The sequence below is a fragment of the Lysobacter korlensis genome, assembly GCF_042434515.1.
This window is the reverse complement of sequence record NZ_JBHLTG010000004.1, coordinates 564994-585986: the sequence shown is the minus strand read 5'-3', so window position 1 is coordinate 585986 and position 20993 is coordinate 564994. Positions and strand designations below refer to the sequence as shown.

Sequence of the window (20993 nt, the reverse complement as noted above, 5' to 3'; positions counted from 1 at the left end):
GCCGAATTCGACGCAATAAAAAAGGAGCGCCCGACATGCGGCGGGCGCCCCCAAATCCCACGGGACTACTTCAACGCAACGAATCGCGTGCGTCGACCCGGCCATGTCCGTGCTTTTCGTCGAAGCCCGGGGCGCCGACGTCGTCCGCACCGCGGATCAACGCGTTCTCGATGCGGCCCACGTGCAGCTCGCCACCGGCCGCGCCGACGATCAGCGCCGCGACGCCGGCCGCATGCGGCGACGCCATGCTGGTGCCGGCCGACCACGACCAGCCACCGGTTGACGTGCTCATGACCAGGTCGAACACCCAGCACGGGGGCGCCAGCCCAGCGACCGTGCAGACCTCGTCGCCCGTGTATGCGGCGTCGCCGCCGGGCACGGACAGGTGCACGAGCTTCTTGCCGTAGTTCGTCTAGCCCGCCGGGCGGTCGAGGTCGGCTGCGGCGGGGTTCGTCGCCCAGCCTACCGGCGCGGTGGCGGAGATCGCGACCACGCCGTGCACGCCGGCCGGGAACGCCATCAGCCTGCTGCCGTCATCGCCGGTGGCGGTGTCGTAGTTGATGCCGTCGTTGCCGGCGGCGGCGATCACGATCGAGTTGTTGCGGCGTGCATGCAGCACCGCGCGCTGCACGGCGCCGACGAGTTCGCGCGTATCGCGCCCGACCGGCAGGCCGCCGCGCACACCGAGGCTCATGTTGATCACGTCGGCGTCGTTTTCGACCGCGTACATGAGCCCCCGTCCCGACCGGAGGCTAGCAGTGCAATCCGGCGCTACCGCTGTACTTTTTGATACGTGGCAGGCACGTCCCCGCGTCGCTGCTGCCGTCGTGTCGACTGCGGAATGCGATAGGTCGGGCCTCGGTTGGACGCGTTACGCGATGCCGAATGCCGCAGCCGCGTTGCGGACAAAAGTCGCAGACAACAAAAAGCCCGCCCCGGTCGAACCGGTTGCGGGCCTGCTCCCTCCCCCACGTCGGGACGCACCCCGATCGTGAAGGCAATGTCAGCAGCAATGCACGCTGCACTGCAAAACGACACCCGGCGGTACGGAAATACCGCCGGGCGTGGTGGGTCAGCGCTTGACTGTGATCACCGGCGAATCCCACGACTCCCAATGCGCCGGGTTCGTCTCATCGCCGAGCGCCTTGAGCACGCTGATGCGCATCACGTAGCGGCCGTCCGGTGCGACTTCGCTGCGCTTGCCGGCCATGACCATGCCGTCCCAGGTGAACGTGAAGTAGCCGTTCGCGCTGGAGTTGCGGCCCAGGTGCTCGGTCTGCATCGCACGGCGCCATACGCGACCCGTCGCGGCATCGACGACGTCCATGCGGAACAGCCGCGCCTGGTGATCGAGGTGCACGAGGAAGTACGGGATGTCGCTGCCCGCCATCGTGTAGGTCGCGCCCTCATCCTGCTTGAGGTACGTGTCGCCAGTGGACTTCGCCAGCCACGGGAAGCCGTTCGCGGTTGGCGTGAGCACCGCACGCGCCTGGTAGTCGCCGATGTAGCCCGCGAACGGGACGCGCAGCACGCCGCTGCCGTCGTCCGGCGTCAGCACCAGGTAGCCACCGTACTGGCCGCCCACCGGCGCTGCCGGCGGAGTGAACGTCACGCCGACCACGGCCTTCGCACCGGGCTCGAGCGTCACGCTCGAGGTGCCGAACGACACGCCGGTCTTCGGCAGGAAGAACTGCGGCACGAACGTCGAAGCTCCGCTCGCGATCGCATCGACGCTCGACAGCGTGTAGGTGACCGGCGCCGTGCCGTTGTTTTCGATCTCCAGCGAACGCGTAACCGCACCGCCCTCGCTTTCACCGAGCGAAAGCTTGCCGGGCTCGACTCGCGAGGTCGCCAGGATGGACTGGTCGATCTTCATCATGCCGGCACCCTGGCGGTGCACCAGGTCGAGCAGGCCGAAGGCCGGGTTACCCGACCACAGCTGCGGCACCGCGCTGTTCTGCAGGATGTTGCGGACCTGCTGCGACGACGTACGCGGCGCGGCCTGCAGCAGCAGCGCCGCGGCGCCGGCCACGTGCGGGGCCGACATCGACGTGCCGCTGAGCGTGGCGTAGCCGCCGCTCTCGAGCGGATAGGTCGAATGGATCGCGCCGCCCGGTGCGCCGATGTCCGGCTTGAGCTGCAGGTCGGGCGACATGCCGTAGGCGGTGAACGACGACAGCAGGCCACCGGTCGGGCTCGGGAACGAGCCGGTTTCCGCGGTCCAGGTCAGGCTGGCGCCGCCGCCGGTGATGCGCGCATCCAGCAATGCGCCGGACGTGTCGCTGATGCCGACGGCCGGCACCGTGATCGCCGGCGTACCGGCAACGCTCGGATTCAGCGGGCCGGCGAGGTTGTTGTAGATCACTACGCCGATCGCACCGGCGTTCTGCGCATTGAGCGCCTTGAGGTGGAACGTGCAGCCGCCGCGGCGGATCAGTGCGACCTGGCCTGCGAGGCTGCCGGCCGGCAGCGCGCTGCAGCCATCGGCGGTGGACGACGTCGTGCCGGTGCGCGCCAGCGACGCGCTACCTGCCGTCGGCGGCGGCGGTGCGCTGGAGGCCGGGCTGTAGCCGATGCGCGTGTTGTCCGGCGACACGGTGAACACCGACTGCCGCGTGTGCGTGTTGTCGAACGAGGCCACGCTGATGACCTTGTCGCCGACGCTCGGCGCGCCGGTGGAGTACATGCCGGTGCCGCCGCTGTTGCCGGCCGAGGCGATGACGACCATGCGGCGGTTGACCAAGCGGCTCGCGGCCTTCGCGGTCGGGTATTCCGGCCACTGGTAGGTCGAGCCGATGCTCATGTTCAGCACGTCCATGCCATCGGCAAGCGCGCGTTCCATTGCGGCGATCATGATGTCGGCGGTGGTCGAGCCGTTGCAGCCGAACACGCGGTAGGCACCGAACTTCACGTTCGGCGCGACGCCCTTGACCTGGCCGTTCGCGCCGATGATGCCGGCCACGTGGGTGCCGTGGCCGCCGCAGTCGTCGGGGTTCGCATCCGGCGACGGCACGGGGTTGTACAGCGCCGAGGACGAATCGGCATTGAACGCATCACCGACGAAGTCCCAGCCGGCGACGATGCGCGAGGTCGGGAACGTGGTCGCGCCGTTCGTCCCGGCGCCGCCGAAATCCGGATGGTCGATGTCGATGCCGGTGTCCATCACCGCCACCTTGATGCCGCTGCCGTCCAGGCCGAGCTCGCTCTGCGCGACGTCGGCGCCGGTCATCGCCAGCGCGGTCGCCATCGCCGGGCCGATCGTGCCGGTTTCCGGGCGCTGGATCGTCTCGACCGGATAGATCGCGCGCACGCCCGGCATGCGCATCAGCGTGCTCAGCTGGGCGCGGCTGACGCTGACCGAAAAGCCGTTGAACAGGCCATCGAACGCGTAGTGCTCGATGTACTTGAGACGGGCGCTGCGGGCCGCATCGCGGAACGCCTTCTTCTCCGACTGCAGCTGCGTGGCGCTGCCACCATCGGCGATCGGCGTGCCGCTGAGCTCGACGAACCAGCGCTGTGGCGACTCGTCGACCGGTTCGGTGGACGTGGCGGCCGGGGCGGGCTCGAGCGATTCGAGCCACTGGACCCCATCGGACCCCTGGCCCGTGGCAAGCGCAGCGGCGCAGGCGGTGGCCAGGATGGACGTAACGACTACGGACGACTTCTTCACTTCGGAACCCCTTGATGGTCTGACGAAGGAAACCGCGCCCGTCTCGGCGATCGCGAGGGGACGCACCAGCCGGATCGGGACCCGTAGTGACGGGACAGCGACGACCCGGAACAGCCGCGCTTATGACGCGGCCATCACAGGGCTACGCGATTCGGGCCGCCGGGCGGCCATGTGATTCACCCGCCGTGCACGCCGGCAGCGGAGCGACAGGTCAGCCGCCGCCCTGCAGCAGGGCGCGCGGGATCTCGTCGAGCGCAAGCACGCTGCGTGCGGCGCCGAGGCGGATCGCCTCCTTGGGCATGCCGAACACCACGCACGAGGCCTCGTCCTGCGCGATGGTGTTCGCGCCGGCATCCATCATTTCGCGCAGCCCGCGCGCGCCGTCGTCGCCCATGCCGGTCAGGATCACGCCCAGTGCGTTGCGGCCGGCATTGCGCGCAACCGAGCGGAACAGCACGTCCACCGACGGCCGATGGCGGTTGACCGGCGGGCCGTCGAGCACCTGCACCTGGTAGTGCGCACCGCTGCGCCGCAGTTGCATGTGGCGGCCACCGGGCGCGATCAAGGCCAGGCCCGGCAGCACGCGGTCGTCGTTGCGCGCCTCGCGGACCTCGATCGCGCACAGCTGGTTGAGGCGCTCGGCCAGCGATGCGGTGAACCGCTCGGGCATGTGCTGGACGATCACGATGCCGGGCGCGACGCGCGGCAGGGCGGTCAGCACCCGCTCGATCGCCTGCGTGCCGCCGGTCGATGCACCGATCGCGACGATGCGCTCGGTGGTCTGCGCCATCGCACCGGAGCCGGGCACTGGTGCCGCCGTGCCGGCCTGCAGCCGCGCGACCTGCAGTGCACGCGGCCGCGAACGCGCCGCCGCACGCACTGCCGCGCGCAGCTGGTCAGCCGAGTCTTCGAGAAAGTCCTTCAGCCCCATCGTCGGCTTGGTGATGATCTCCACCGCGCCCGCGGCGAGTGCCTGCATCGCGGTCTGCGTGCCGTTGCCGGCCAGCGACGAGCAGATCACCACCGGCGTCGGCCGCTCGGCCATCAGCTTGCGCAGGAACGTCAGCCCGTCCATGCGCGGCATCTCGATGTCCAGCACGATGACGTCCGGCCAGTCGTGGGCCATTTTCTGCAGCGCGAAGATCGGGTCGCTCGCCGAGCCGATCACCTGCAGGTCCGGCTCGCTGCCGAGCAGGGCCTGCAGCACCTGCCGCACGACGGCCGAGTCGTCGACCAGAAACACCTTGACCGGTCGACCCGTCATGGCCACTTCAGACCCGCCGGTAGATCGACGGCGCGAGCGGACGCAATGCGGTCGTGATGCCGTTGAGGCTTTCCGAATGGCCGATGATGAAGTGCCCGTCCGGCCGCAGCAGCGGCAGCATGCGGGCGATCACCTCGCGCTTGGTTGGCTCGTCGAAATAGATCATGACGTTGCGCAGGAAGATCACATCGAACGTGCCGAAGTCCGGCAGCGGTGCGTTGAGATTGACAGGCTCGAACTTAACCCGCGAGCGCAACGTGCGACTGACCAGCAGCGTACCTGTCTGCGGCCCCGTGCCCTTGAGGCAGTAGCGCGACAGCAGCGCCGGCGGAATGTCGCGCGCACGCTCGAGCTTGTAGTGACCCGTACGCGCGGCTTCCAGCACGCGCCGGCTGATGTCGGTGCCCAGCACTTCCCACGGCCGGTGCGGCAGCACTTCCGACAGCGTCATCGCGATGCTGTACGGCTCCTCGCCGCTCGAACACGCAGCGCTCCAGATGCGCACCGGCGGTTGCGCCGGCAGCTGCGGCAGCAGCGCCTTGAGGAACTGGAAATGGCGCGGCTCGCGGAAGAAGTAGGTTTCGTTCGTCGTCAGCAGATCGAGCGCGACCTGCCGTTCCTCGCTGTCACTGCCGAGCCGGCGCAGGTATTCGGTAAAGGTGCCCAGCTCGAGGTCGCGCAACCGACGCGACAGCCGGCTCGTCACCAGCGGCTGCTTGGCCGGCGTCATGTGGATGCCGGCGTTGTCGTACAACCACCGGGACAGTGCGTCGAACTCGGGCGCCGTGATCGGCGGCCCTCCGTTCGCGGCGTGTGTAACGCGGCTCGCCACGGCGGTCATGCCGCGTCTCTACCTGCGATTGAATCCGGTCGAAGCTGCATCGCCGCTCTCCTCAGAACTCGATGAAATCGGATTCGCCGACCGAACCCACGGCAGCGCGCACCGGCTTGCGGCCTGCCGCACGCGGCGGCGCAGCACGCAACGCCTTATGCGCAATCGAACGGCCCACGGCGTGCTGTTCAAGCGTGAAAAACGCCATCGACTGCTGAAGCTGCTCGGCCTGGCTGCTCATCTCCTCGGCCGTGGCCGCCAGCTCTTCGCTCGCTGCCGCGTTCTGCTGCGTCACCTGGCTCAGCTGGTTCATCGCGCCGTTGATCTGACCCACGCCAGCCGACTGCTCCTGCGAGGCTGCAGTGATTTCCTGCACCAGGTCGGAGGTCTTCGTGATCGACGGCACCATCAGCTCCAGCAGTTCACCCGCACGCTCGGCCAGCTCGACACTGTTGGCCGACAGCTCACCGATTTCCTGCGACGCCACCTGCGAACGCTCGGCGAGCTTGCGCACCTCGGCGGCGACGACTGCAAAGCCCTTGCCGTGTTCGCCGGCCCGTGCGGCTTCGATTGCCGCATTCAGCGCCAGCAGATTGGTCTGGTAGGCGATGTCGTCGATGATCGCGATCTTCTTGGCGATCTGCTTCATCGCCTCAACGGTCTGCCGCACCGACTGGCCACCTTCCACGGCTTCCTTCGCCGCCTTGCCGGCCATGCCGTCGGTCACCTTCGCGTTGTCGGTGTTCTGCGAGATCGATGCGCTCATCTGCTCCATCGATGAGCTGGTCTGATCCACGCTGGCCGCCTGCTCGCTGGTCGCGTGACTGATCGACTGCGCGGTGCTCGAGATCTGCTCGGCCGCGCTCGACAGGTTATCGGCCGAGCCGCGTACCTCACCGATGATCTGCGACAGGCGCTCGACCATCGACTTCATCGCGCCGAGCATCGTGCCGGTCTCATCGCGGGTGTCCACTTCGATGCGAACCGCGAGGTTGCCATTCGAGAGCTGCTGCGCGACCTGCGCGGCATACATCACCGGGCGCGACACCATCCGCGCGATCACCGTGGCCAGCACGCCACCGAGGACGAGCATGACGGCGAGCCACACGGACATCGCATTCCGGTTCTGCTGCTGCCGCGCCTCATAGGCGGCCACGTGCTCGTTGAGCTGGGCGATGTTCTGCGTCAGCAGCTCCTGCAGTGCATCCGCAGTGGCCTGGCGCAGGTCGCCGGCCCGCTTGCTCGGCGCCATGTCGCCGACCTTCACCGCCTCGACGAGCTGCTCGCTGTTGTCGAAGTACAGCGCGGCCTTCTCGATCACGTCGGCATACAGCGCCTGCTCGCGCGAATCGGTGAAGCTCTTCGCCAGCGACTGCGCAAGCTCGTCGAACGCCTTTCGCCCGCTCACGAGCTCGGCTGCGTATTCAGCCGCCTTCTCGGCATTCTCGCGGTCGGCCACGAGGCCGCGCTCGCTCACGCGGTACTCGGCGAGCTGCGTCGCCAGGCGGCCGAGGTCCCGCACCACCGGCACGCTTTCATCGGTCAGCTCTTTCACCGTCGCGCTGCTTTCGTTCATCCGCAGCAGCGCGAACGCACCGAGCGAAACGGCGATTATCAGCACGAGACCGAATGCGACATAGAGCTTGTGGGCGATACGGAGACTGCGGAACCACTGCATGCGACGTCCTGGGACAGTTGGCCCGGCCGCGTTTGGGCGCAGCCGGAAGCCTTGGAACATGGGGGATGGGATTTCCGTGGCCGGCCCCTTGAAGAGGCCGGCCATCGGGGTCAGCGGCGGTCAGCGCACGCTGCCGCCGTTTACTGCGGTTACGCAGCGGCGCGTTGCGGGCCGGCCTGAACCAGATCGGCCAACCCGGCCATCTCGTCCACGGAGAGCACGCGCTGCACGTCGAGCACGATCGCGAATCCGCCATCGAGCAGCGCCATGCCGCTGATGAACTCCGGGCGGATCCGTGCACCGAAACTCGGCGGCGGTTCGATCGAGGAGGCCGGGATTTCCAGCACCTCCGACACCGCATCGACGACCACGCCGATGTCGTGGTGCTCGTCATCGACGCCGGCTTCCATGATCACGATGCAGGTGCGCCGCGTCAGGGTCGTCGGCGCACGGCCGAAGCGCACCGACAGGTCGATCACCGGCACCACCGCGCCGCGCAGGTTGATCACCCCGCGGATGAACTCCGGCATCATCGGTACGGTCGTCAGGCCCGCGTACTCGATGATTTCCTTGATGCCGCGAATGTCGGTCGCGAACATCTCTGCGCCGAGCGCGAAGGTCAGGTACTGCAGCGCTTCGGAGTCGCCGGCCGCGCTGCGCGCGGCCTGGTTCTTGTCATTCATGACGCGCCTCCTCAGAACTCGATGAAGTCGGATTCGTCGATCGAACCTGCCGTGGCACGTGCCGGCTTGCGGCTCACTGGACGCGGCGGCGCAGCACGCACCGCCTTGTGCGCAATCGAACGGCCCACCGCGTGCTGCTCGAGCGTGAAGAACGCCATCGCCTGCTGCAGCTGCTCGGCCTGGCTGCTCATCTCCTCGGCCGTGGCCGCCAGCTCTTCGCTGGCCGCCGCGTTCTGCTGCGTCACCTGGCTCAGCTGGTTCATCGCGCCGTTGATCTGACCCACGCCGGCCGACTGCTCCTGCGAGGCTGCAGTGATTTCCTGCACCAGGTCGGAGGTCTTCGTGATCGACGGCACCATCAGCTCCAGCAGCTCGCCCGCACGCTCGGCCAGCTCGACGCTGTTGGCCGACAGTTCACCGATTTCCTGCGAAGCCACCTGCGAACGCTCGGCCAGCTTGCGCACCTCGGCGGCGACGACTGCAAAGCCCTTGCCGTGCTCGCCGGCACGCGCCGCTTCAATTGCCGCGTTCAGTGCCAGCAGATTGGTCTGGTAGGCGATGTCGTCGATGATCGCGATCTTCTTCGCGATCTGCTTCATTGCCTCGACAGTCTGGCGCACCGACTGGCCGCCTTCGACGGCTTCCTTCGCGGCCTTGCCGGCCATGCCGTCGGTCACCTTCGCGTTGTCGGTGTTCTGCGAGATCGACGCGCTCATCTGCTCGATCGACGAGCTGGTCTGCTCGACGCTCGACGCCTGCTCGCTGGTCGCCTGGCTGATCGACTGCGCGGTACCCGAGACCTGCTCGGCGGCGCTGGACAGGTTATCGGCCGAGCTGCGTACCTCACCGATGATCTGCGACAGGCGATCGGTCATCGTCTGCATCGCGCGCAGCATCTCACCGGTCTCGTCACGTGCATCCGACGCCACCTTCGCGGTCAGGTCGCCGTCGGCAAGCTTCTTGGCGACGTCGGCCGCGGCCATCACCGGGCGCGAGATCATGCGGGAGATCACCACGGCAAGTCCCACGCCCATCAGCAGGCCAAGTGCCAGCGCAACGAAGATCGCCTGCCGCGCCTGTGCGTAAAGCGCCTGGCCGCGGTCGCTCGCGTCCTTCGCGCCCTGCTCGTTGAGATCCACCAGCTTGCTGAGGTCATCGCTGAACGACCAGTACAGCTCGCTCGACTTACCCATCAGAACCGCGCGCACTTCGTCCGCGCGGTTCTGGCGGCTCAGTGCGATCGCACCGGCGTGAACCTGCAGGTACTCGGCATAGGTCTTGGCAAACGAGTCATAGAGCCGCTGCTCTTCCGGGCTGGAAATCAGTTTCTCGTAAACCGCGCGGCTTTCCTTGATCTTTGCCTCGAACTCCTTCATACGCGCTTCGGCGGTGTCCATATCCTCGTTCGTCACCGACAGACCGTGGCGGAACTCCTGCACGCGGTAGTCGCCGGTGATGCCGTTGATCTCGGCCGTTGCACGCACACTCGGTAGCCAGTTGTCGCGGATTTCCACCGCGACTTCGTTGACGGCGTGCAAGCGCTGCACGGCAAACAGGCTGATACCGACGAGCAGCGCGAGCAGCACGCCGAAGCTGACAAACAGCTTGTTCGCGATTTTCAGGTGGCGGAACCAGTTCATCTTTCAATCCTCAGGACAGCGTGGAGTCAACCGTGACGGCCGCTGTCCTGCGGAGCCGTTCGGAAACGAAAGAGGGAAGTTGCGTGGATTCGGTGCCGGCAGCGATATGCACGAGCGCCGTTACGTCGAGAATCAGCGCGACCTCGCCGGTGCCGAGGATGGTCGAGCCGCTGATGCCGCGCAGGCCCGAGAACAATCGGCCCAGCGGCTTGATCACGGTCTGGAACTCGCCGAGCAGTGCGTCGACGACGATGCCGGCTCGCTGGCCCGCGCAGTCGACGACGACCACGTTCTCGCGCCGCGCGCGGGGCCCGGTGAGCGTCAGCTGGTCACGCAGCCGCAACAGCGGCAGTGGCTGGCCACGCAGGTCGAGATACCCGGCACCGGCCGGCAGCGTCGCCGGCATCTCGATGCACTCGACGATCATGTCCAGCGGCAACACGAAGCTCGAACCGGCAACGCTGACCAGGAACCCTTCGATGATCGCCAGCGTCAGCGGCAGGCGGATGCGGATCGTCGTGCCGACGCCGCGTTCGCTGTCGATATCGACCGTTCCGCGCAGCGCGTGGATGTTCCGGCGCACCACGTCCATGCCGACGCCGCGGCCGGAGAGGTTCGTGACGGCCGATGCGGTCGAGAAACCCGGCTCGAAGATCAGCTGCAGGATCTCGTAATCGCTGGGCGTATGGCCGGCCGGCACGAGCCCACGTTCGCGGCCCTTGGCGAGGATGCGGTCGCGGTCCAGACCGGCGCCGTCGTCGCGGATTTCGATCACGATACCGCCGGCTTCGTGGCAGGCGCTCAGCGTGATGCGGCCGCGGGCGGACTTGCCGTTCGCGACGCGCACGTCCGCGGCTTCGACGCCGTGGTCGGCCGCGTTGCGCACCAGGTGCATCAGCGGGTCGGCCAGCTTCTCGACGACCGACTTGTCGAGCTCGGTGTCGCCACCTTCGATGACGAGTTCGAGATCCTTGCCGACGTCGCGCGAGACTTCGCGCAGCACGCGGTGGAAGCGCGAGAACGTTTCACCGATCGGTACCATGCGCAGCCGCAGCGCGCGGTCGCGGATGTCTTCCATCAGCCGTGAAACCACCGACTGTGCTTCGACCAGCGGCGCATTACCCGCGCATTCGGCGAGCAGCGACGCGCCTGCACCGGCGATCACCATCTCGCCGACGAGGTTGATCAGCTCGTCGAGCTTGTCGGCGCGCACGCGCACCCAGCCGGTGTCGCCCTGCGCCGGGGGCGTGGCGGCATTGCGGATTTTCGCCTGCTTGTCGAGCGCGGCGTCGACCACAGGCGCGGCGACGACCTGCTGCTCCACCAGCACCTGCCCGAGCGGCACGACGGCACCGCCCCGGCTGCGTGCCGACTGCTCGGCCAGGCCACGGTCCAGCTCGTCGCGCGTCAGCATGCCGGCATTAACGAGAATCTCGCCAAGCCGCCCATCGGGCTCGGGCATCGTTGCGATCAGGTCCAGGTACGCCTCGACGCTGCTCTCCGGCGGCAGGATGCGGATCACGCTGCTGTCTTCGACGAACTCGAACACCTCGGCGATCTGCGCCTTTGTGGCGTCGGTGCGCAGGTCGATCTCGAACCCGAGGTAGCACCCTTCCGGGTCCATCTCATCGGCCGGCGGCATCGAATCGACCACGGTTGCGAAGTGCACGATCTCGCCTAGGTCTTCGAGGTAGCGCACGAACGAAAGCGGATTGACGCCCTGGCGGTGCACGTCGAACCCGAAGCGGATCGAAACGTGCCAGCAGTCGCCAGCGTGCGGCGTGCTCAGCGCCGCGCCGTCGGCTGCAGCGCCCTGCCCGATGGCCGCCGGGGCCACGGCGGGCGCGGCTGCGGCCGGCGCCGGCTCGGCGCCCGGGCTGTAACGGGCGAGCGCGGCGCGCAGTTCGGCATCGCGCACCTGGATCTCGCCCTCGAACACGCCACCCTGCACCGCCAGCAGCTCGAGCAGGTCGGAGATGTGATCGCAGGTGGAGATCAGGTCGTCGGCGAGCGCCTCGGTCGGCTCGAGCGAGCCGGCGCGGACGCGTTCGAGCAGGCTCTCGACCGTATGCGTGAACCCGACCAGCGGGGCCAGGCCGAACATGCCGCCCGAGCCCTTGATCGAGTGGGCGGCACGGAAGATCCGCGCGATCAGCTCGGCGTCGCGGTCGCCCGCGCGCAGCTGGCGCAGGCCGGCCTCCATCTCGACGACGAGGTCGCGTGCCTCGGCGATGAAGGTCTGCAGCATCTGGTCGCGCAGTGCCTTCACAGCGTGACCTCCGCTCCGGTGGCGGGCACGGCCGTGTCGGCCATGTCGAAGTCGCCACCGAGCCGTACCAGCGTCAATGCGCTGCGCACGGCACGGCTCGGCGAGTGCCACCGCACCGGCACGTTGCGGCGCTGCGCTTCGCGGCCGAGCATGATCAGCAGCTGCAGCCCGGCCCCGTCGATGACGGTCACGCCAGACAGGTCGACGTCGAGCGGCCCGGTCAGTGCGGCCAGCAGTTCCGGCTTTACCTCTGCAGCTCGAGCAATCGTCAGGTCACCTTCGAGCCGCAGCGCCAGTCGATCGGGTTCTGTTGCTGTACCGCTTTGCGTCATTGCTGCCGATCCATCCGCAGACACCAGGAGTGGCGCCGGCTGTGGAGTCTTTAACGCCGGTTGACGGTCCAGCTTTACGGGCCCGCATGTGACCCGCGTCGCGTTGGACGCGATACGGCTGCGTAGGTTTTCCCGGAACGCGTTCAAGAACGCTCGTCCGGCAAAGTTTCGCCGGCGGGACGCGCCAAAAAGAAAAGCCCCGCCGAAGCGGGGCCTTTCGTACAACAGTGTCGCAGGGGTGGCGGATCAGAAATCCATGCCGCCCATGCCGCCCATGCCACCGGCGCCCGGCATCGCCGGCTCTTCCTTCTTCGGCGCCTCGGCAACCATCGCTTCGGTCGTGATCATCAGACCGGCGATCGAAGCCGCGTTCTGCAGCGCGGTGCGGGTGACCTTGGTCGGGTCGAGGATACCGAGTTCCAGCATGTCGCCGAACTCGCCAGTCGCGGCGTTGTAGCCGAAGCTGCCCGAACCTTCCTTGACGCGGTTGAGGATCACCGACGGCTCTTCACCGGCGTTCGTGACGATCTCGCGCAGCGGCGCTTCCATCGCACGCAGCGCGATGCGGATGCCGTGGTTCTGGTCTTCGTTCGCACCGGTCAGGTCGCGGATCGCGCCCAGCGCACGGATCAGGGCGACGCCGCCGCCCGGGACGATGCCCTCTTCGACGGCTGCGCGCGTGGCGTGCAGGGCGTCTTCGACGCGTGCCTTCTTTTCCTTCATCTCGATCTCGGTCGCAGCGCCGACCTTGATCACGGCCACGCCGCCGGCGAGCTTCGCAACGCGCTCCTGCAGCTTCTCGCGGTCGTAGTCCGAGGAGGTCTCCTCGATCTGCGCCTTGATCTGCTTGATGCGCGCCTGGATCGCCTCGCCGTCGCCGGCGCCGTCGATCACGGTGGTGTTCTCCTTCGAGACCTGCACCTTCTTCGCGCGGCCGAGGTCGTTGATCGTCGCCTTCTCGAGCTGCAGGCCGACTTCCTCGCTGATCACGGTGCCGCCGGTCAGGACGGCCATGTCTTCGAGCATCGCCTTGCGACGGTCACCGAAGCCCGGCGCCTTGACGGCGCAGACCTTGACGATGCCGCGGATCGTGTTGACGACGAGGGTCGCCAGCGCTTCGCCTTCGACTTCCTCGGCGATGATCAGCAGCGGCTTGCCGGCCTTCGCCACGCCCTCGAGGACGGGCAGCAGGTCGCGCACGTTCGAGATCTTCTTGTCGTGCAGGAGGATGAACGGGTCGTCCAGCTCGGCCTGCATCGACTGCTGGTTGTTGATGAAGTACGGCGACAGGTAGCCGCGGTCGAACTGCATGCCCTCGACGACGTCGAGCTCGTTCTCCAGGCCCGAACCGTCTTCAACGGTGATCACGCCTTCCTTGCCGACCTTGTCCATCGCCTGGGCGATGAGGTCACCGATGTTGGAATCGGAGTTCGCGGAGATCGCGCCGACCTGGGCGATTTCCTTGCTGGTCGAGGACGGACGCGAGATGTTCTTCAGCTCGCCGACGGCGGACTGCACGGCCTTGTCGATGCCGCGCTTGAGGTCCATCGGGTTCATGCCGGCGGCGACCGCCTTCATGCCCTCGCGGATCAGCGCCTGCGCGAGCACGGTCGCGGTCGTGGTGCCGTCACCGGCGTTGTCGGACGTGCGCGAGGCGACTTCCTTCACCATCTGCGCGCCCATGTTCTCGAACTTGTCGGCCAGTTCGATCTCCTTGGCGACGGACACGCCGTCCTTGGTGATCGTCGGGGCGCCGAAGCTCTTCTCGAGCACGACGTTGCGGCCCTTCGGGCCGAGCGTTGCCTTGACGGCATTGGCGAGCACGTTGACGCCGCGCAGCATGCGGGCGCGGGCGTCTTCGCTGAAACGGATTTCCTTGGCGGCCATGTGTGGACTCCGGAATTAATAGTGGGGATCAGGGTGTAAGGGTCGGACACGGGACTGCGGCATCGGCCCGATCGTCAGCGCAGCGCGCTCGCCCGATCGCGGATGCCGCGTTCCCGGCGGTGCTCAGCCGAGCACTGCGAAGATGTCGTCTTCCTTCACCACCAGGTATTCGGTGCCGTCGAGCTTCACTTCGGTGCCGCTGTACTTGCCGAACAGCACCTTGTCGCCGACCTGCACCTTCGGTGCGCGGACGTTGCCGTTGTCGAACGCCTTGCCTTCGCCCACGGCGACGACTTCACCCTTGATCGGCTTTTCGGTGGCCGAGTCCGGGATCACGATCCCGCCAGCGGACATCTTTTCTTCTTCCATGCGCTTGATGACCACGCGGTCGTAGAGCGGCTTGATATTCATGACAACCTCTACAAGTGGTTGATTGGAGTGGGAAAACTGAAAAATTTTAGCAGTCGCCCGCATCGAGTGCCAGAGTTGCGCGCACGCGCAGCGGCCCGCCGGGACCGCGAGAAGATGGGGTGATGGACAAGCCTTTCAAGGGCGGTTCAGAAAAAAAGATGCGCCGGCGTGAGCCGCGGCGACCTGAGGCTGCGACATCCGGGCCCGAGACCGCGCCTCGACCCATATAAAGATGCCGGCGCCAGCCGATAAGACAAAAAGAAAGGGTGCGTCCCCGAAGGTACGCACCCTTTCCGGCTGGAGATGGCTTTCCGAGCTCGGTGCTTCCAGCACCCCTCTCCTGACCTGACCTTGACCCCTTGTCTCGACCGACCGTCCGTGTCGGCGTGGGGGAATCTTGCGCGCTTCGCGTCACATTTCCTAGCGACCTTTGGGCGCCAAAACGCTGCCTTTCGGTAGCACAACGCGCAAAATTCAGACTCAAGCCACTGAAGCGAATGCGTATTTGCATATCCTGCTACTTCTGGCAGACAATTTCACTTGTCTTTCACTAGCATGAAGACTTTAGGTAGCGTTGCCTCGTCCAGCCTCGCTAGCGCCGTCGTCGATTCAAGGAGTTGCACATGTCTCCCCAGCAGCGAATCCGCCTTGCCCGCCGGCATGCAGGCCTGTCCCAGGCCGCCCTAGCGGCAGCGATCGGCGTACACCGCAGCGCGGTCAGCCACTGGGAAGCGAACGACGGCAAGCTGCCGAGCATGTGCCACTTCCAGCAACTGGCGATGGTGACCGGCGTGCAGTTCGAATGGCTGGCGACCGGGCGCGGGAAGATGCACATGGCCGCGGACACCGAGTTCGACTCGGTTGCGGCCGCCGACGCACTACTGGTCGACGACCCGCTAGAGCTGCGCCTGCTGCTGGCGTTCCGCGAAGCGCCGCTGCGCTCGCGCGCGCCGCTGGTCGAGATCGCCGAGCAACTCGCATCGATGCGCACCGGCAAGGCTCGCCAGACGACCGCGCGCTGATCCGCTGCGCTGCAGCGTGTCGGCTGTCACATTTCTACGCTAGCGTTCGAGGCCCTGCCCTTGGATGCGATCGATGCGCCTGCCCCGCCGCGGCCTGCCTGCTGTACTGCTTGTCTCCGCCCTGACGACCGCGCCGGCCTCGGCCGCGGTGTTCATCAACGAGATCCACTACGACGACGCGACGTCCGGCGGTGACGTCGGCGAGCGCATCGAGGTGGTCGCGACCGCCGGCGAAAGCCTCAGCGGCTATCGCATCTATCTGTACAACGGCAGCACGCCGTCGAAGGCCGTGTACTACGACAACGACCCGGTTCCGACCGGCAGCCTCGTGAGTTGCGGCGGCACCGCCCGCATCGCCACGGTGACGTACCCGAGCAACGGCATCCAGAACGGAGCGCCGGATGCAATCGCGCTGGTCAACGGCAGCGGCGCGCTGGTGCAGTTCCTCAGCTACGAGGGCACGGTGACCGGCAGCACTGGCCCGGCCGCCGGCCGCACCAGCACCAACCTGCCGGTGTCGGAAACCGCGTCGACCGCCGCAGGCACCTCGCTGCAGCTCGCCGGCAGCGGCACGCGCTATGCCGACTTCAGCTGGCGCGCCTCGGCCACGCATACGTTCGGCGGCTGCAACCGCAGCCAGACGTTCTCGGCGCCGAACCCGGCACCGACGGTGACGTCGACCACGCCCACCGATGGCGCGACCGGCGTGGCCGCGTCAAGCAGCCTCGCCGCGACGTTCAGCGAAAGCGTGAGCCTGGCAACCGGCGCGTTCACGCTGCAGTGCAGCCTGTCAGGCGCTGTGCCGCTGTCGCACCCGACCAGCGGCAGCAGCTTCACCATCACGACCGGCACCACGCTGCGCGCGGGCGAGACCTGCGCGTTCACCGTGGTTGCGAGCAGGGTGACCGATGCCGGCGGTGCGAAGCCGGCGCAGGACACGGTTGTCGACTTCTCGGTCGCGTCGGGCACCGGCAGCGGCTACTACTCACGCGTGAACACCTCGAGCGCGAGCCAGCTGCGCTGCTCGCTGCACCATACGATCCGCGGCCACACCGCTTACCCCTACAGCGCGAGCACGACCGACAGCTGGGACATCCTCGAGATCGCCGACGAGGATCCGGCCAACGCCGGTCGCATCCTCGACGCCTACCGCAATCGCAGCTTCATCAAGGGCAGCGAGCGCGCAGGCACCGGCACCGGCATCACCTACAACCGCGAGCACACCTGGCCGAATTCGCTGGGCTTCGGCAGTGCGACGGGTGACCTCGGCCTGCCGTACGCGCCGTACACCGACACCCACATGCTGTACCTGACCGACACCGGCTACAACGCCGACCGCGGCAACAAGCCGTACGCGGACTGCACCGTGAGCGGCGGCTGCGGCGAGCGCGCGACGGAGTTCAACGACGGCGCGGGTGGCGGCACCGGTGTGTACCCGGGCAACTCGAACTGGGTGAAGGGGCCGGACGGCAACAGCGGCTCGTTCCAGGTCTGGGGCAAGCGCCGCGGCGACATCGCGCGCGCCGTGCTGTACATGGCGATCCGCTACGAGGGCGGTCGCGACGTCCGCACCAACCAGTCCGAGCCCGACCTCGAACTCACCGACGATCGCAGCAAGATCGTGATCACCTCGGCCTCGCCGGCCTACATGGGCCTGCTGTCGACGCTGCTGGCCTGGCACCGGGCCGATCCGCCGGACGCGGCCGAGCGCGTCCGCAACGAAGTCATCCAGAGCTTCCAGGGCAATCGCAACCCGTTCATCGACCACCCCGAGTGGGCGACCTCGGCGCTGTTCACCTCGACCAAGCCGGCGACCTGCCAGCTGAACTGACCGCACGGGCCAACCGTGCATGACCCGACCCGCCGGCCGGTGCCGGCGGGTCCGACGGCCCCGCTACAATCGCGGGATGACCGCACTCATTGTTTATTGCAGCTGCCCGGATGCGGCCACCGCGGATGCGATCGCAACCGCGCTGGTCGAAGAGCGCCTCGCCGCGTGCGTGAGCGCCTTGCCGGGAATGCGCTCGACCTATCGTTGGCAGGGGCAGGTCGAACAGGCTCAGGAAGTGTTGCTCCTGATCAAGACCTCCGCGCCCCGGCTGGACGCGCTCAGTGCGCGCATCCGCGCGCTGCATCCGTATGAACTGCCCGAGGTGATCGCGGTCGAAGCCGCCGGTGGCCTCGCCCCGTACCTGCAGTGGGTGGTCGAACAGAGCGGTTCCGATGAGTAGTTCCCTGATGCGGTGCGCGTGGCTGACGGCAGCGCTCATGGTCACCGGCATGGCGATGTCGCCGGCGTCGGCGGCGATTGACGAGAAAGACCTGCTGCCGGTGGAGCAGGCGTTCGTGCTGAGCGCGCGGGCCACCGCGCCGGATGCGATCACGCTGCGTTGGCGCATCGCCGACGGCTACTACCTCTACAAGCACCGCACCTCGGTGCAGGCGGAGCCGGCATTCGCGGCGCAGCCCCTGCAGCTGCCGAAGGGCAAGGCGTACCGCGACGAGTTCTTCGGCGACGTCGAAACCTATCGGGGCCAGCTGGTCGCCACGCTGCCCGGCCGCGCCGGCCCGGCGCAGGTCACGCTCAAAGTCAAATACCAGGGCTGCGCGGATGCCGGCATCTGCTATCCGCCGCAGACCCGCACGCTGACCGTTGCGATGCCGACGCAGGCCGCGTCCGACGAGGCACCGCTGGTGTCGTTCGGCGGCGCGGGCGGCGGCGCGAATCCTCTGCTCGGCGGCAATACGCGCAACCTGCCGCTGCCTGCGGAGCAGGCATTCGGCGTCGACGCGATCGCGCGCGACGGCAATACGCTGCTTGTGAGGTTCAGCCCGGCACGCGGCTATTACCTGTATCGCGACAAGACCACGCTGAAACTCGAAGGCGCGCCCGGCGCGACGCTCGGCCGACCGCAGTGGCCGCGCGCCACCGCGCATCGCGATGAGCACTTCGGCGCGGTCAGCGTGTATTTCGAGCCGGTCGATGTCGCCGTGCCGGTGCAACGCACCCAGCCCGACGCGACGACGGCCCGGCTGGTCGTCGGCTTCCAAGGCTGCCAGACCGACGGCATCTGCTATCCGCCGATGACGCGCACGCTCGAGGTCGCACTGCCGGTGGCAACTGCTGCGGATGCGGGCCCGGATGGCCATGCGGCTGCAGGTGCAGGTGCGGATGCCGTCGCCGCGACCTCCACCGATGGCGCGCAGTCGATCTCGCCAGCCGCTGCCACGGGCGCAGCTACAGCCGCCGCGGCGTCAGCGCTGGACGGTGCCGCGCTGCCCGACACCGGTGCGAGCCCCGCGCTGCCCCCGGCGCAACCCGCCGATCCGGGCGCCGGCTTCGCGGCCGCCGTCGGATCCCCACCCGACGCCGTCGCCGAAGACAGCCGCCTGGCCGCGGCACTCGGCGGCCCGGACCGTTTCTGGGCGCTCGCCAGCTTCCTCGGCTTCGGACTGCTGCTCGCATTCACGCCGTGCGTGCTGCCGATGGTGCCGATCCTGTCGGGCCTGATCGCCGGTCATGGCCCGGGCATCGGCGCGCGGCGCGCATTCGCACTGTCGCTGGTGTACGTGCTGGCGAACGCGGCGGTGTTCACGGTGGCCGGCGTGGTTGCCGGGCTTGCCGGCGCGAACCTGCAGATCCTGTTCCAGGCGCCCTTGGCGATCGCGCTGTTCTCCGCCCTGTTCGTCGCGCTGGCGCTGTCGAGCTTCGGACTGTACGAGCTGCAAATTCCGGCAGCCGTTCGCAACCGCCTCGGCGCGGTGGCCAACCGCCAGCACGGCGGTTCGTGGGCCGGCGTCATGGTGATGGGCGCGCTGTCGGCATTGATCGTCGGCCCCTGCGTCGCGCCGCCGCTCGCCGCGGCGGTGCTCTACATCGGCCAGACCCAGGATCCGGTCTTCGGCGGCGCAGCGCTGTTCCTGCTCGCACTCGGCATGGGCCTGCCGCTGCTCGCATTCGGTGTCGCGGCCGGGCGTGGCCTGCCGACCACCGGCCCCTGGATGCTCGCCGTCCAACGCGCGTTCGGCTTTGTTTTCCTGGGACTGGCGGTGTGGATGCTCTCGCGCATCCTGCCCGGCCCGGTCACGCTCGCCGCCTGGGGCGTCCTGCTGATCGGCGCCGCGGCGATGGTGGCGGTCGGCCTGCGGCACGCCCGCCCCGCCCCGCCGACCGGCCGCGCTGCGATCGCATGGACCGCCGCCCTCGTGCTCGGCCTGACCGGCAGTGCCCAGCTCGTCGGCGCCCTTGCCGGCAGCCATGACCCGCTGCAACCGCTCGCCGGCCTGCAGGGCTCGAAGGCCGAAACCAAGCTGCCGTTCCGGATCATCAAGTCCGAAGCCGACCTCGATCGCGAAGTCGCCGCGGCGCAGGCTGCGGGCCGACCGCTGATGTTCGATTTCTATGCCGACTGGTGCGTGTCGTGCAAGGAAATGGAACGCGACACGTTCCCCGATCCGCGCGTGCATGCCGCGCTCGCCGATTTCGTGCTGCTCAAGGCCGACGTGACCGCGAACGACGCACTCGACCAGGCGCTGATGCGCCGGCTCGGCATCGTCGGCCCGCCAGCGACGCTGTTCTATGTCGACGGCGCGGAGCGCCGCGAACTGCGGCTGTTCGGGTTCGAAGCGCCGGCCGCGTTCGCCGAACGCGCGGTGCGCGCCGGGCAGCGCTGATGGGCTCGAACCTGCGCATCGTCGCCGTCGCGTTCGGGGCCGCGGTGGTCGGGGCCGCGGCTGGGCTCTGGTTCGGAGGTCCGGGCCCGTTGCTGAAAACGGAGCTCGGCCAGCGCCTGCTGCAGGATGCGGCGACCGCGACCGCCCCGGCGCCACCGGCAGGTGTGCGGGTGGCCGCACGCGGCAAGCCAGCGCCTCGGGTCGCCCTGCAGCAGCTGGACGGCTCGACACTCACCCTGCCCGACGATTTCGCAGGCCGCCCGCTGCTGGTCAACGTGTGGGCCAGCTGGTGCGGCCCCTGCATCGAGGAAATGCCGGAACTCGACCGATTCGCCCGCTCGCAGGGCGCCAAAGGCGTGCAAGTGGTCGGCATCGCGCTCGACGAAGCGGACGCCGTGCAGGCATTCTTGAAGCGCGTCCCGGTCGGGTATCCGATCGCGATTGATGCTCCGGGCCCGCGCGACGCCGGGGTGCAGCTCGGCAACGTGCGGGGCGTGCTGCCCTACACCGCGCTCATCGATGCCCAAGGGCGGTTAGTCAAGCAGAAGATCGGCCCGTTCCAGCCCGGCGAAATCGACGACTGGGCGCGGCACTGATTCAAACGGACGATTAAATCGCGCCAACTTCGCCG

The 20993-nt window shown here is 68.0% G+C and carries 14 protein-coding genes and 2 pseudogenes; 5 read left to right on the top strand and 11 right to left on the bottom strand.

Annotated features, from left to right (window positions below; translation table 11 throughout):
* Positions 1-70 precede the first annotated feature (70 nt).
* The 11 genes and pseudogenes from ACFFGH_RS19070 to groES all read right to left on the bottom strand — a co-directional run bounded on the left by ACFFGH_RS19070 (position 71) and on the right by groES (position 14666).
* A pseudogene (locus tag ACFFGH_RS19070) lies at positions 71-730 on the bottom strand (S8 family serine peptidase).
* A 342-nt stretch (positions 731-1072) separates the two neighbouring features.
* Entirely contained in the window at positions 1073-3670 is a 2598-nt protein-coding gene (locus ACFFGH_RS19065; protein ID WP_386671173.1) for a S8 family serine peptidase, read from the bottom strand.
* Between the two features lie 211 nt (positions 3671-3881).
* On the bottom strand, positions 3882-4934 hold the full coding sequence (locus ACFFGH_RS19060) for a protein-glutamate methylesterase/protein-glutamine glutaminase (RefSeq protein WP_386671171.1): 1053 nt from the start codon (positions 4932-4934) through the stop codon (positions 3882-3884).
* 7 nt (positions 4935-4941) lie between these two features.
* Entirely contained in the window at positions 4942-5775 is an 834-nt protein-coding gene (locus tag ACFFGH_RS19055; RefSeq protein ID WP_386671169.1) for a CheR family methyltransferase, read from the bottom strand.
* Between the two features lie 52 nt (positions 5776-5827).
* Positions 5828-7444, bottom strand: coding sequence for a methyl-accepting chemotaxis protein (locus ACFFGH_RS19050; protein ID WP_386671167.1), 1617 nt, complete (start codon positions 7442-7444; stop codon positions 5828-5830).
* Between the two features lie 149 nt (positions 7445-7593).
* On the bottom strand, positions 7594-8127 hold the full coding sequence (locus tag ACFFGH_RS19045; protein ID WP_386671165.1) for a chemotaxis protein CheW: 534 nt from the start codon (positions 8125-8127) through the stop codon (positions 7594-7596).
* 11 nt (positions 8128-8138) lie between these two features.
* Complete coding sequence (locus ACFFGH_RS19040; RefSeq protein ID WP_386671163.1) at positions 8139-9767, bottom strand: methyl-accepting chemotaxis protein; 1629 nt, start codon at positions 9765-9767, stop codon at positions 8139-8141.
* 109 nt (positions 9768-9876) lie between these two features.
* Positions 9877-12036: pseudogene (locus tag ACFFGH_RS19035) on the bottom strand (chemotaxis protein CheA); the annotation flags it as partial.
* A complete protein-coding gene (locus ACFFGH_RS19030) occupies positions 12033-12368 on the bottom strand; it encodes an STAS domain-containing protein (protein ID WP_386671159.1) in 336 nt (111 codons plus the stop codon). The pseudogene ACFFGH_RS19035 and the gene ACFFGH_RS19030, both read right to left, overlap by 4 nt.
* Before the next feature lie 246 nt (positions 12369-12614).
* Complete coding sequence (gene groL, locus ACFFGH_RS19025) at positions 12615-14255, bottom strand: chaperonin GroEL (RefSeq protein ID WP_386671157.1); 1641 nt, start codon at positions 14253-14255, stop codon at positions 12615-12617.
* A gap of 123 nt (positions 14256-14378) precedes the next feature.
* Positions 14379-14666, bottom strand: a complete 288-nt coding sequence (groES, locus tag ACFFGH_RS19020; RefSeq protein WP_189455723.1) for a co-chaperone GroES — start codon at positions 14664-14666, stop codon at positions 14379-14381.
* A gap of 623 nt (positions 14667-15289) precedes the next feature.
* Here groES and ACFFGH_RS19015 point away from each other — a divergent pair.
* The 5 genes from ACFFGH_RS19015 to ACFFGH_RS18995 all read left to right on the top strand — a co-directional run bounded on the left by ACFFGH_RS19015 (position 15290) and on the right by ACFFGH_RS18995 (position 20958).
* Entirely contained in the window at positions 15290-15688 is a 399-nt protein-coding gene (locus ACFFGH_RS19015) for a helix-turn-helix domain-containing protein (RefSeq protein WP_386671154.1), read from the top strand.
* 73 nt (positions 15689-15761) lie between these two features.
* Positions 15762-17519, top strand: coding sequence for an endonuclease (locus ACFFGH_RS19010; RefSeq protein ID WP_386671152.1), 1758 nt, complete (start codon positions 15762-15764; stop codon positions 17517-17519).
* A 76-nt stretch (positions 17520-17595) separates the two neighbouring features.
* The gene (gene cutA / locus ACFFGH_RS19005) at positions 17596-17919 is read left to right on the top strand and encodes a divalent-cation tolerance protein CutA (protein WP_386671150.1); all 324 of its coding nucleotides are present in this window, start codon (positions 17596-17598) and stop codon (positions 17917-17919) included.
* Positions 17912-20362 carry a protein-disulfide reductase DsbD gene (gene dsbD / locus ACFFGH_RS19000; RefSeq protein ID WP_386671148.1) on the top strand — a complete coding sequence of 817 codons (2451 nt, stop codon included), beginning with the start codon at positions 17912-17914 and terminating at the stop codon, positions 20360-20362. Before cutA ends, dsbD begins: the two co-directional genes overlap by 8 nt.
* Positions 20362-20958 (top strand): TlpA family protein disulfide reductase, encoded by a 597-nt coding sequence (locus tag ACFFGH_RS18995; protein ID WP_386671146.1) that lies wholly within the window; start codon positions 20362-20364, stop codon positions 20956-20958. The genes dsbD and ACFFGH_RS18995 overlap by 1 nt, the downstream gene beginning before the upstream one ends.
* Positions 20959-20993: the final 35 nt, after the last annotated feature.

Coding starts and splice junctions, on each gene's coding strand:
- ACFFGH_RS19015 (WP_386671154.1), top strand. CDS start 15,290: ATGTCTCCCCAGCAGCGAATCCGCCTTGCCCGCCGGCATGCAGGCCTG.
- ACFFGH_RS19030 (WP_386671159.1), bottom strand. CDS start 12,368: ATGACGCAAAGCGGTACAGCAACAGAACCCGATCGACTGGCGCTGCGG.
- ACFFGH_RS18995 (WP_386671146.1), top strand. CDS start 20,362: ATGGGCTCGAACCTGCGCATCGTCGCCGTCGCGTTCGGGGCCGCGGTG.
- ACFFGH_RS19040 (WP_386671163.1), bottom strand. CDS start 9,767: ATGAACTGGTTCCGCCACCTGAAAATCGCGAACAAGCTGTTTGTCAGC.
- ACFFGH_RS19055 (WP_386671169.1), bottom strand. CDS start 5,775: ATGACCGCCGTGGCGAGCCGCGTTACACACGCCGCGAACGGAGGGCCG.
- groES (WP_189455723.1), bottom strand. CDS start 14,666: ATGAATATCAAGCCGCTCTACGACCGCGTGGTCATCAAGCGCATGGAA.
- ACFFGH_RS19050 (WP_386671167.1), bottom strand. CDS start 7,444: ATGCAGTGGTTCCGCAGTCTCCGTATCGCCCACAAGCTCTATGTCGCA.
- dsbD (WP_386671148.1), top strand. CDS start 17,912: ATGAGTAGTTCCCTGATGCGGTGCGCGTGGCTGACGGCAGCGCTCATG.
- ACFFGH_RS19060 (WP_386671171.1), bottom strand. CDS start 4,934: ATGACGGGTCGACCGGTCAAGGTGTTTCTGGTCGACGACTCGGCCGTC.
- cutA (WP_386671150.1), top strand. CDS start 17,596: ATGACCGCACTCATTGTTTATTGCAGCTGCCCGGATGCGGCCACCGCG.
- ACFFGH_RS19045 (WP_386671165.1), bottom strand. CDS start 8,127: ATGAATGACAAGAACCAGGCCGCGCGCAGCGCGGCCGGCGACTCCGAA.
- ACFFGH_RS19010 (WP_386671152.1), top strand. CDS start 15,762: ATGCGCCTGCCCCGCCGCGGCCTGCCTGCTGTACTGCTTGTCTCCGCC.
- groL (WP_386671157.1), bottom strand. CDS start 14,255: ATGGCCGCCAAGGAAATCCGTTTCAGCGAAGACGCCCGCGCCCGCATG.